General features: G+C 58.6%; 7 protein-coding genes, 1 tRNA gene and 1 pseudogene. 6 read left to right on the forward strand and 3 right to left on the reverse strand.

Annotated elements, in window-relative coordinates; all coding sequences use genetic code 11:
- Nucleotides 1-55 precede the first annotated feature (55 nt).
- Nucleotides 56-1,843 carry a SulP family inorganic anion transporter gene (locus tag ACK6D9_RS06130; RefSeq protein WP_412051017.1) on the forward strand — a complete coding sequence of 596 codons (1,788 nt, stop codon included), beginning with the start codon at nucleotides 56-58 and terminating at the stop codon, nucleotides 1,841-1,843.
- Nucleotides 1,840-2,469, forward strand: a complete 630-nt coding sequence (locus tag ACK6D9_RS06135; protein WP_322990041.1) for a peroxiredoxin — start codon at nucleotides 1,840-1,842, stop codon at nucleotides 2,467-2,469. Before ACK6D9_RS06130 ends, ACK6D9_RS06135 begins: the two co-directional genes overlap by 4 nt.
- A 95-nt stretch (nucleotides 2,470-2,564) precedes the next feature.
- Here ACK6D9_RS06135 and ACK6D9_RS06140 read toward each other — a convergent pair whose 3' ends face one another.
- Entirely contained in the window at nucleotides 2,565-3,779 is a 1,215-nt protein-coding gene (locus tag ACK6D9_RS06140; RefSeq protein ID WP_412051018.1) for a hypothetical protein, read from the reverse strand.
- Nucleotides 3,780-4,006: 227 nt separating this feature from the next.
- Between ACK6D9_RS06140 and ACK6D9_RS06145 the strand changes: the two genes are divergently transcribed.
- The 4 genes and pseudogenes from ACK6D9_RS06145 to ACK6D9_RS06160 all read left to right on the forward strand — a co-directional run bounded on the left by ACK6D9_RS06145 (nucleotide 4,007) and on the right by ACK6D9_RS06160 (nucleotide 8,921).
- Nucleotides 4,007-4,966, forward strand: coding sequence for an NAD(P)H-dependent flavin oxidoreductase (locus ACK6D9_RS06145; RefSeq protein WP_412051019.1), 960 nt, complete (start codon nucleotides 4,007-4,009; stop codon nucleotides 4,964-4,966).
- A gap of 257 nt (nucleotides 4,967-5,223) precedes the next feature.
- Nucleotides 5,224-5,299 (forward strand) — tRNA-Thr (locus ACK6D9_RS06150).
- A gap of 348 nt (nucleotides 5,300-5,647) precedes the next feature.
- A pseudogene (locus ACK6D9_RS06155) lies at nucleotides 5,648-7,689 on the forward strand (class I SAM-dependent DNA methyltransferase); the annotation flags it as partial.
- Between the two features lie 72 nt (nucleotides 7,690-7,761).
- A protein-coding gene (locus tag ACK6D9_RS06160) for an IS3 family transposase (protein WP_412051020.1) occupies nucleotides 7,762-8,921 on the forward strand; the annotation gives its coding sequence in 2 pieces (ribosomal slippage) (nucleotides 7,762-8,011 and nucleotides 8,011-8,921; 1,161 coding nt in all).
- Nucleotides 8,922-9,469: 548 nt separating this feature from the next.
- Here the strand turns inward: ACK6D9_RS06160 and ACK6D9_RS06165 are convergent.
- Both ACK6D9_RS06165 and ACK6D9_RS06170 read right to left on the reverse strand, forming a co-directional pair.
- Nucleotides 9,470-10,423 (reverse strand): hypothetical protein, encoded by a 954-nt coding sequence (locus tag ACK6D9_RS06165; RefSeq protein WP_412051021.1) that lies wholly within the window; start codon nucleotides 10,421-10,423, stop codon nucleotides 9,470-9,472.
- Nucleotides 10,424-10,951: 528 nt separating this feature from the next.
- A complete protein-coding gene (locus tag ACK6D9_RS06170; protein WP_412051022.1) occupies nucleotides 10,952-11,704 on the reverse strand; it encodes a glutamine amidotransferase in 753 nt (250 codons plus the stop codon).
- Between the last annotated feature and the right edge of the window lie 41 nt (nucleotides 11,705-11,745).

The following is an 11,745-nucleotide window of genomic DNA, read 5'->3' on the forward strand; positions in this document are numbered from 1 at the left end:
CTGAACCGGCGGGCCGCAGCACCGCGCCAGGCGCAGCCAGATCAAGGATAGTGTAATGTCGAGCCAATCTGCCCTAATTGACCGCCTGGCACGTGTCATGCCGGTTTTCGACTGGGGCCGCCGCTACGACCGCGATGCGTTCGGCAATGATCTGGTTGCCGCCGTGATCGTCACCATCATGCTGATCCCGCAGTCGCTGGCCTATGCGCTGCTGGCCGGACTGCCCGCCGAAACAGGGATCTACGCATCGATTGCGCCGATCGTGCTCTACGCGATTTTCGGCACCAGCCGGGCGCTGGCGGTCGGACCGGTCGCGGTGGTGTCATTGATGACCGCTGCGGCGATCGGCCATCTGGCGGAGCCCGGTTCGCCGGAATTGCTGGTTGCGGCGATCACGCTGGCGCTGCTGTCCGGTGTCTTTCTGATCCTGCTCGGTGTTTTCCGGCTCGGCTTTCTCGCCAATTTCCTGTCTCACCCGGTGATTGCCGGTTTCATCACCGCCACCGGCATCCTGATCGCCGCCAGCCAGTTGCGGCACATCCTGGGTATTCAGGCTGGCGGCGACAATCTGCCGGAACTGGTTGTGTCGCTGATTGAAAATCTCGGCCGGGTCAACTGGACCACCTTTGCCATCGGCGCCAGCGCCACGGCGTTCCTGTTCTGGGTGCGCAAGGGGCTGAAACCGCTGTTGCTGTCGACCGGCTTGAACCCCAAGCTAGCCGGTGTGTTGGCCAAGGCCGGGCCGGTGGCAGCCGTCGTTGTCTCCACCTTCGCGGTCTGGGTGTTCAACCTTGGCGAAAGCGCCGGTGTATGGGTGGTAGGCGATGTGCCGCAAGGCCTGCCGCCATTGACCATGCCGTCCTTCTCGCTCGATCTGTGGGGCACGCTGGCGGGGTCTGCGGTGCTGATCTCGATCATCGGTTTTGTCGAATCCGTCTCCGTGGCGCAGACGCTCGCCGCGCGCAAACGCCAGCGCATCGTTCCCGACCAGGAACTGATCGGCCTCGGTATGGCCAATGTCGGCGCGGCGTTTACTGGTGGCTACCCGGTTACCGGCGGCTTTGCCCGCTCGGTGGTCAATTTCGACGCCGGTGCCGAAACCCCGGCAGCCGGCGCCTTCACAGCCATCGGACTGCTGCTGGCGGCGTTGTTGCTGACGCCGCTGATTTATCATCTGCCGCAGGCCACCCTTGCCGCCACCATCATCGTCGCTGTGCTGTCGCTGGTGGATTTCTCGATCCTGAAAAAGACCTGGGTCTATTCCAAGGCTGATTTTGCCGCCGTCAGCGCCACCATCCTGCTGACCCTGGGCTTCGGCGTCGAGATCGGGGTGACCGCGGGTGTGGTGCTGTCAATTCTCATTCACCTCTACAAGTCCTCGCGTCCGCACATGGCCGTGGTCGGGCGCGTGCCGGGCACCGAGCACTTCCGCAACGTCAATCGGCACAAAGTCGAAATCGACGAAACGGTATTGACGCTGCGTGTCGATGAAAGCCTGTATTTTGCCAATGCACGCTATCTCGAGGACAGTCTGTACGACATGGTTGCCGCCCGGCCGAAGCTCAAGCATGTGGTGTTGATGTGCCCGGCGGTCAATGAAATCGATATGAGTGCGCTGGAATCGCTGGAGGCGATCAACGAGCGGCTCAAGGCGCTGGGCGTCACCTTCAATCTGAGCGAGGTCAAGGGTCCGGTGATGGACAGGCTTCGCCGATCTGATTTTCTCCATCACTTGAGCGGCAAGGTTTTCTTGAGCCAGCACCAGGCGATAGTTGAAATTACCGGAGAAAATCCACAAATAAGAGTTTCAAGTTCCCACCCCCAAGAAAGGACCTCACCATGAGCCCACGCATTGGCGACATCGCCCCTGATTTCGACGTCGAGACCACAAACGGCCCGATCAACTTCCATAAATGGATCGGCTCGTCGTGGGTGTTCTTCTTCAGCCATCCAGCCGATTTCACGCCGGTTTGCACCACTGAAATGGGGCGTACCGCGCAGCTTTCCGATCAGTTCGAAGCCCGCAACGTCAAGCCATTGGGCCTGTCGACAGATACGGTTGCCGAGCACATGAACTGGATCAAGGATGTCAATGACACCCAGAACACCACGCTGACCTTCCCGATCGTCGCCGACAAGGACCTCAAGGTCTCCGAGCTTTACGGCATGATCCATCCCAATGAGAGCACCACCGCGGCTGTCCGCTCGGTGTTCATCATCGACCCCAACAAGAAGGTCCGCCTGACGCTGACCTACCCGATGAATGTTGGCCGAAATTTCGATGAGATCCTGCGCGTCATCGACGCCTTGCAATTGGCTGATGCCAAGAAGGTCGCCACCCCCGCCGACTGGCGTCCGGGCGGCAAGGTGATCATCCCGCCGTCGATCTCCAACGAGGAAGCCAAGGACATCTTCCCGCAGGGTTGGGAAGAAATCCGCCCCTATCTGCGCGTCACTGACGTCAACTGACCAAACGCGCCTGACAGGACCTTATCCGCTCGCGCCTGGCGCGGGCGGATTTTCTCTATCGGGAAGGCTGAACGCGGATGCTCGCGGAGGCTCGATCAGTTGGCCGGGCGAATCCGCACTGCCAGCAGGTCAATCCCATGGCCGGCGCCGGAGATGTCGCTGTTGATCACCAGATTGCCCGCCTCGTTGGGAGCCAGCGCCCGATCGTAATCCAGGCTGAACAGCAAATCGGTGGTCTCGTAGCTCACATCGAAACGGCGGCGGCCGCAATCGCCGAGCACGGAAAACTCGCAGCGGACATAGATCTGGGTTGTCTCCGACGATGCCGAGCGCACGGTAAGCGCCAGCATCGACTGGCGTCCGGCCAGCGCCTGCATCACTTCCGCACCGAGCGGGATCAGCACTTCACCACTTTCGTCGCCGGAGCCGGAAACGATCCTGAGAACATTGCCGCCCTCTTCCTCGATTACTTCGACCTGGGCGTTGCCGCGTGTTGTTGGGGTGCCATCACGACCGGGTGTGAATACGCTGGCCCATTCGCCCGAAAACCCGGTGCCGGGATTGAGCGGTCGCGGCCCGCCGGCATAGTCGTCACGGCTGAGCGACGGCGGCGGGTTGGGTACGCCGGTGTCGCGTTCGGCGGCACTTTTCAACGCCCCGCTCTCGATCACCCACCAGACCCCGATCCCCAGAAATGACAGCAGCACTGCAGCCGAGAAAATCGAGGCGAAAATTGGCCTCCGACGCTTCTTTTCCTTGCGAGGCCGGGCCACCTTGGCGGGCTTGGCTGGCTTGCCTCCCTGCGCGGGTGCAGCCCGAATAGCTTCGCGGCGCGGCGCGCGAATTTCGGCGTCTGCCGAAGGCGCAGGCGCTCCGACCGGGCTGCGCGCGCCAGGTGCGATGTCGAGAAGGTTGCCGGTATCATCGGGCGCCGTCATCCTGGGCTGGTCCGACGGCGGAGCCACTGATGGCGGGGCGACTGGTGGCGCATTGACGCTGCCGCGCACCGGAGCGTCTGATACCGTTGGTGCTGCAGGTTGCGCCCCGTCGGCAGGATGGGTGTGGGCAGGGTGGGCAAACACGTTCGGCGCCTGCGCGGCCGGCGGGGTCCACTCGGACTCGATCTCGGCGATCAGGGCCTCGAGCCGCTGCCGGTGTTCGGCGGCACGTTCGGGGTGCTCGATCCCCTGGCGTTCGAGGCTGCGCTTGAGAGCACCGCGGGCAGAGTCATAGATCCGCTCGCGGGCCTGAGCGCCGGGAATGCCTGCGCGTTCCAACGCGCTGCGAATTGCCGCTTCCATACCCTTCAAACGCCCGTCTCCGTTGTGGTCCGGCCACGCCACAATTCGATGCGCCGCAGCGTCAGCTGGCCTTTTGTTGTGCCTAGCCGGTAAGTGGGCAAAACTCAAGCGCGGCGCGGTTTGGCGGCTGCATGCGGCATTTACCCAAAGCAAGCTTTCCGGTCTTTTCAGCGCCGGTTGGCTCTGGTAAGAGAATTGACGTTTGCGTAAACGTCAATTTGAATTTGCGAGGCTCCATGACCCTACCCGCCATCCTCAAGGACAAATTCCGGCTGCCCGTCGTGGCCGCCCCCTTGTTCATCATTTCCCATCCGCCGCTGGTCATGGCGCAATGCAAGGCGGGCGTCATGGGCTCGTTCCCGGCGCTCAACGCCCGGCCCGAATCCCAGCTCGATGAATGGCTGGCCGAAATTACCGAAGGTCTGGCCGCCCACAATGCCGCAAATCCGGATCGCCCGGCCGCTCCCTTTGCCGTCAACCAGATCGTCCACCGTTCCAACAAGCGGCTCGAGCACGATCTGACCATGTGCGTCAAATACAAGGTGCCGGTGGTGATCTCCTCGCTCGGCGCGGTGCCCGAGGTCAATGATGCGATCCACTCCTATGGCGGCATCGTGCTGCACGATATCATCAACAACCGCCATGCCAATTCGGCGATCCGCAAGGGGGCCGATGGCCTGATCGCCGTTGCCGCCGGCGCCGGCGGCCATGCCGGACCGCTCTCGCCGTTTGCGCTGGTGCAGGAAATCCGCGAATGGTTTGACGGCCCTTTGTTGTTGTCGGGTTCGATTTCGACCGGCGGCGCGGTGCTGGCGGCCCAGGCCATGGGGGCCGACATGGCCTATATCGGCTCGCCCTTCATCGCCACCGACGAGGCCCGCGCCAGCGACGCCTACAAGCAGATGATCGTCGAATCCGCTTCCAAGGATATCGTCTACTCCAACTATTTCACCGGTATTCACGGCAACTATCTCAAGCCCTCGATCGTGGCTGCTGGCATGGACCCGGACGATTTGCCGGAAGCCGATCCGAGCAAGATGGATTTTGAAGCCGCAACCACCGGCGCCAAGGCCTGGAAGGATATCTGGGGCTGCGGCCAGGGCATCGGCGCGGTCAAGCAGGTAGGCCCGGTGGCGAGCCTGGTCGACCGGCTCGAGGCCGAATACAGAGCCACACGCCAGCGCCTGGCGCTGTAACCTCAGGAGCGGGTAGGGGACGGCAACGGCGGGGGCAGCAAGGACGGCGACAGTTGCTTTTTTGCGCCCGGCTGGACAACTGCGGCGCCAGTGCGCCCAAAAGCATCTGTCTCCTGCTTAGCCCTCGCAGCTCCTCGCGCCCCGCAAATATTACGCGGACCGGCAGATGTCGACTTGATATCGGGCGGCAATCACGGTAATTGCCCTCCATCCTGCGGTTACGGCCTTCATGGCCAGCCCCGCACAGGAACTGGTACGCCGCTTTAGCTCAGGTGGTAGAGCACATCATTCGTAATGATGGGGTCGCAGGTTCGAGTCCTGCAAGCGGCACCACTATCTAATTGATATTAAAAAGAATTTTTTTGTCGAATTTGAATGGCGCAAGCATTCGCCTTCTCAAGTCGCCACCGAGTCGCCACGAGCCGCAGTATGAATGGTGGAAAAATTTAGGTGCGGCGCTGTGTTCTTTGCGGAATTCGTATCCGCTCGATTCAGTCATAGCCAAAAAGCAGCGAATTCATCGTAGTTGATATCGAACTACCTTTTAGTCGAAACGACCCTAACCGACTGAACGTTTTCGAACTTTGGAGGTATGACCGCTTGAGGTTGTGGTAGACCGTTGCCACACTGATCTCCCGAAATACGATTAGCCAATTTGTTTGCAGACTGACGAGGCCCCCAGTGAACGCGGTAGAAATTGAAGAAGCCATATCCGGGCTTTCTGAGCAGCCGTTCGACGGCGACGAATTTCCCTATGCATTTCTTCGAGCGTTTGGAAAAAAGACACCACGATCAAGCGGCTACAGAGCGGATCATCCAACAAGTCCGACCTGGGCGGCGTGCTTCAGACGAATAACATCCACCTGAAGGTGTGTGCTGAAGGTGAAGTCACAAACACGCTTGCGCAGCTCAAAGCCAGCCCTGCCACCACCAAGGCAAAAGCGAAATTCGTGCTGGCCACGGACGGCAACGACCTTGAAGCCGAAGACCTGACGACTGGCGAAACGATCGCCTGCGGGTACAAGGACTTTCCGGATCACTTTGGCTTCTTCCTGCCATTGGCAGGGATCAGCACCGTAAAGCAAATACGCGAGAGCGCTTTTGACATCAAAGCGACAGGACGACTCAATAGGCTGTATGTCGAGCTCCTGAAGGATAATCCCGAATGGGGCACAGCTGCTCGGCGTCATGATATGAACCACTTCATGGCGCGGCTGATCTTCTGCTTTTTCGCTGAAGACACGGATATCTTCACAACCCCCGATCAGTTCACGGGCACGATCGAGCGGATGAGTGAAAAGGACAGTACCAATACACATGAGGTGATCAGCGAACTCTTCCGCGCAATGAACACCAAGAACGCAGATCGCACGACGGCAGGCATAGCCCGTTGGGCCAACATATTTCCCTATGTGAATGGCGGACTTTTTTCTGGCAATGCCGATGTGCCTCGTTTCAGCAAAATTGCGCGCTCCTACTTGATCCATATCGGCAGCTTGGACTGGACAAAGATCAATCCGGACATCTTCGGATCGATGATCCAGGCGGTGGCCGATGATGAGGAACGTGGCGCTCTGGGAATGCACTATACGAGCGTGCCCAACATCCTGAAGGTGCTCAATCCACTCTTTCTTGATGACTTGCGGGAGAAATTGGAAGAGGCAGGAGATAATCAGCGCAAGCTACTCAATCTGCGAAGCCGTATCGGAAATATCAGGGTTTTCGATCCGGCCTGTGGCTCGGGCAACTTCCTCGTCATTGCCTACAAGGAAATGCGTGCCATTGAGGCCGAGATCAACAAACGGCGGGGCGAAGCTGACAGACGCACCGAAATCCCAATCACCAATTTCCGAGGGATAGAGCTACGCGACTTTCCCGCCGAGATCGCGAGACTGGCGCTGATCATTGCGGAATATCAGTGTGACGTGACCCATCGTGGCCAGAAGGAAGCCTTGGCGGAATTCTTGCCGCTTGATGCGAGAAATTGGATCACATGCGGCAATGCCCTCAGACTAGACTGGCTGAGCATATGCCGACCGACAGGGACTGTCGTGAAGCTTCGCGGTGATGATCTGTTTGGAACACCATTGGATCAGGCTGAGATTGATTTCGAGAATGAAGGGGGAGAGACCTACATCTGCGGAAACCCACCGTATCTTGGTTCGACCTGGCAATCTCCTGAGCAGAAGTCCGATCTTCAATCTATTTTCGGACACCGTACAACGAGTTGGAAGTCCCTCGACTATGTAGCGGGCTGGTTTATGAAGGCCGCTGATTACGGGATGCGCACCAAGAGTAGTGCTGCCTTTGTGTCAACGAATTCCATTTGCCAAGGTCAACAGGTGCCGATCCTATGGCCTCTGATTCTTCAGACAGGCCATGAAATCGCATTCGCGCATACGAGCTTCAAATGGGCTAATCTGGCAGCACATAATGCTGGTGTTACCGTCGCGATAATCGGGATTTCAAACCACGTTGGACCGATGCGCCGTCTTTTCTCGAAGGCTGATGATGGTGAGCTGGTGGTAAAAGAGGCGCAGAATATTAACGCCTACCTTGTCGCCGCTCCAATTGTCTCAATAGAGAAACGCTCGAAGCCATTGAGTGCTATCCACCCCATGGACCGCGGCAATGGGCCTACTGATGGCGGAAATTTGCTTCTAACAGGCATAGAAGTAGCAGAGCTTAGTTTATCCGAGAGGGAATACGCGAATTTCATTCGTCCAGGTGACCTGCCCCCCGCGAAATCCCTCACCGTGATGTAGAGTCTGCGCCAACTTTGAAGGAGCAGACGAATGCGAAAGAGCCGTTTTACCGAGGCGCAGATTATCGGGATGATCAAGGAACAAGAGGCGGGGATGCCGACGGCAGAGGTGTGCCGTAGGCATGGCCTCAGCCCGGCGACGTTCTACAAGTTCAAATCCAAGTATGGCGGCATGGAGGTGTCCGAGGCGGCCAGGTTGAAGGCGCTGGAGGACGAAAATGCGAAGCTCAAGCGCCTGCTGGCCGATACCATGCTGGACAACGTCGTGCTGAAAGACCTGCTGGGAAAGAACTGACGACATTGACCAAGCGGCGAGAGGCAGCGCTCAGGGCGCTGCGAGATCACGACATCTCGCAGCGCCGGGCCTGCAGGCTTGTCGGTGTCGATCCAAAGACAGTCCGGCGCCAACGCCCGCCGGATTGTCCGGAGATCCGCAAGGAAATGCAGGAGATTGCTGGCAAGCGGCGTCGGTTCGGCTACCGCCGGCTCGGCATCCTGCTGAAACGCAAGGGGATGACCATGAACCACAAGAAGCTCTACCGCATCTACCGCGAGGAAGGGCTCTCGGTGAAGCGACGACGTGGCCGCAAGCGGGCCCGTGGCACACGCACACCGATGCCAGAGGCGGCGCGCCCAAATGCGCGGTGGTCGCTGGACTTTCTGTCGGACAGCTTCGGCGCTTCACGCAAGTTCCGCATCCTGGCGGTGATCGACGATTGCTGCCGCGAAAACCTGTGCTTGATGGCCGACACCAGTATCTCGGGCGAGCGGGTGGCGCGGGAATTGGACGCGCTGGTGAGGATCTATGGCAAACCCGGTTGCATTGTCAGTGACAACGGGACCGAGTTCACCAGTCGCGCCATCCTGAAATGGGCGGACAAGAACGAGGTGTCCTGGCATTACATCGACCCCGGAAAACCGCAGCAGAATGCCTTTATCGAGTCATTCAACGGCAGTCTACGCGATGAGCTGTTGAACGAGGAGATCTTCGGCACCTTGGACGATGCCCGGCGAAAGTTGGCCCTTTGGCGATACGACTACAACACCGTCAGGCCACACTCGTCGCTCGGCAACCAGACACCGCAGCAAGCGCGCCGAGCGCTTGAGCAATTTGAGGGCTCCGCGCCCGGCGCGCTTGCACCAGACGATGAAGACGAATACCAAAATCCAACCCGCAGACTCTCGTTATGAATGAGGGACCAACGGGGGGCAGGTCAGCGCCAGTAGACGATAAGCGCAGGTTTGTGGAGCAATAAAAGGTCCAAGACCTCTGAGGGAAACGTAATACGCGTCGCAAAAATTATCTGCGGCCGCTACGCGCCCTATTCCGGTTGTAATGGTAAACTGCGCATCCGTCTGAAAGCGTTCATATCGGTTGGGGTCGCCTTGAGAGCGTGGTGCTTCGGAATTTTCCGTTGATCCCTGATCATAAACATCTCCTTCTTCCCAATTCTAGGAGGCTAAAGGATATTTCCCACGAGTAACGGCATATCTACACGGCATCCACGTCGGCATCCGGGCCGGGGCGGGAATGGTTCAACTTGCGACAACGGGCAAGCTGATGAGAGGATCATCGTTCATTGCCGCGATAGTATGCCGATACTCCGCGAACAACGCTCCGATTCACAAACCAGCGGCGCAGTCCCCTGTGCGCCCAGTTGGACTGTTGGGGCTCTGTCCATCACCTCGATTGAGCGCCAGTGCTCCCTAGAGCGGGTCGCCCCTTTTCGGTCCACGATCTAGTTTGCCACCAGGATACGATTGGGTTTCAGGACGAATGGCGCCAGGATGCCGCACGTATTGCTCAGCGGGATGACTTCCGGCTTCAGCTTGATGCCGATGACGTCGGCCATGTAGGAGCGCCTTGCCTGCGCCCGGTCGTGGAAGTCGGGATAGCGTTCCTCCAACTCGGCTCTTGCGTTTTCGTCCAGAAGCGCGATTCCGTCTTCCATGTTCGTGGTGAAATATGGCGTTCCGGTCGCCGGGATTATGTCCATCTGCACCGCCTGCCCGCTTCGGAAGGTCTCTTTGCTGCCCGGATAGATCGGGGTGTTCATCCATTCGTCGAAATGGATGAGATGGCCAGGAACCAGAATGAGATTGAAGAATTTGTCGTCGAGACGGGAACGGACCATGGAATCGATGTCGCCGCCGGCGACGCCAATGCCGATGTTTTGGTACCATTCGCGGACGCATTCGAAATAGGGGCCGGCCAGCCGCTCGACATAGTCCTGAACCTCCGAGGGCAGGTCGCCTGCATCTTCCGCGATCCAGCCTGCGCGCGCGGTAAGAGCCCCCCATTGGCCGAAGGCCATCATGATCGGGTCGCCTTTCTGAGCAACGCGCGACGACGGGCCATTGAGACCGTCGGCGCGTGCGCGCTCGCCAGTCGACAGCATTAGATGAGAGTTGAGAGGTATTCCCGGCAGCATTGCCTTTGACAGCATCTCGTATTCGCTCTGGCCGGGACGCACTTGGCTGATCACTCGTTGCATTGCGTCTGAGACGCTTGCGGCAGCAAACTCGAACTGAGCCAGTTGCTCAAGCTCGTTGATAGCTCTCATGCCATCGCTGGCGTCCATGAGAATGGGACCGATATTGGTGATTTCGCCGTTTGCGCCGGCCAGCGTTCTAATCCCGTCCAAGACGTAGCCCGGGATCTCGATCCAGCTTTCGGGGTTCGGAGATTCCATGCTAGTAAAATATTTCCATCCTGCAATCCCGATCTTGGCACCTTGCCTGATACCGCAATCGGATAGCAAGTCTAGCAGCGCCGGCGTTTGCCTCCGGTCCTGGCCGAGCAACCCGAAGGACGGATACAGCTTCGTGGAAACCGGTATACGAGCATTGGCTGCTCGCGGCTGGCATTCGGGTCCGGTAACAATGACGGTAGTACCCCCATTGACCGAGCACACAAGCAACGCTTCCTCGAATCTCGGATCGAAACCGGTGAGATAGGCCATATTCGCGCTATGTTCCCGATCGGCATAGACGACCACCGTGTCGATTCCCTGCTTGTCGGCTCGTTGAAGGAAGGTTTGGAACCGGTCAGAATAGATGTTGTCCGCGATTTCCGGCATAATCTTGGGGGAGGTGATGGAAGGAAGATCTACTTCTCTCATGCGATAGGTAGCCACGTCATTTCCTCACTGAAATTCGAGTGTCGTTTTTCGGATTGATTGGGAGACAGACAGCGAATTGTCTGTCTCCATGCACACGGGTTATTTCTTGGCGAGCCAGTGAACCAGGTTGGCCCAGAACAGAGGATAGCCTTCCCAGTTGATGAATTCCGGTGGCCCCCAGTGTGGGCCGCAGTCGGAAGAAAACACTCCGGTTCGGCCCTTGCCGACCTCTCTCACCGCAACCAGTGGGTCGTCTCCGACAGTGACGACTAAATCCGAATCGGGTCGAAGAGCGGCGCGATTGTAGCCGAGTATATGAGGCCAAGCCGGCAGTCCCTGCACAATGGAATGCTGCGCATTGACGACCGCGGGCGTTATGCCTTCGGGATGCTCGGATCGATCGTCCGTGTATTGCAGTTTAACAGGCAATATGGCGTCGACAGCGGTTCCGGCCCAGTTGCCTTTCGCCTGGATGCCTTGGAAGGTCAGGTAACCGCCGATCATCAGGAAACCGCCGCCGTCATGCACATAGTCGCGGATGAGGTCCAGACGGTTGGGGGTGCGCTGCGCCTCGTTGAACGACTTGCGCGGCAGTAGAAGTGTGTTGGCGCCGATATCACTCAGAATGACCACATCGAATTTGTCGATCTCTTTCCGGGTCATCGGAAAGTCGCGGTTGGCTATGTGGTTCGGGAAATAGGTAACGTCGATCCCGGCTCCACGAAGCGCCAGGATCAAATGGTCCCCGCCCTCGCCGTAGCTGCATTCCTCGAAGGAATCGAACCCTTTCACATGCAGAGTGTGAGTGAACCATGATTCTCCGGCAAACAAAATGCTCAGTGTCTTACTCAAGCCTGTCTCCTTTTCGGGCTGGTGTTGATTAGTTTGCAGTC

Origin of the sequence: Hoeflea sp. Naph1 (assembly GCF_046837775.1) — a bacterium.
Taxonomy (GTDB): Bacteria; Pseudomonadota; Alphaproteobacteria; order Rhizobiales; family Rhizobiaceae; genus Hoeflea.

Bases quoted from the DNA above. Each gene is read 5' to 3' on its own strand.
- ACK6D9_RS06130 (WP_412051017.1), top strand. From the start codon at position 56: ATGTCGAGCCAATCTGCCCTAATTGACCGCCTGGCACGTGTCATGCCG.
- ACK6D9_RS06135 (WP_322990041.1), top strand. From the start codon at position 1,840: ATGAGCCCACGCATTGGCGACATCGCCCCTGATTTCGACGTCGAGACC.
- ACK6D9_RS06145 (WP_412051019.1), top strand. From the start codon at position 4,007: ATGACCCTACCCGCCATCCTCAAGGACAAATTCCGGCTGCCCGTCGTG.
- ACK6D9_RS06165 (WP_412051021.1), bottom strand. From the start codon at position 10,423: ATGGAATCTCCGAACCCCGAAAGCTGGATCGAGATCCCGGGCTACGTC.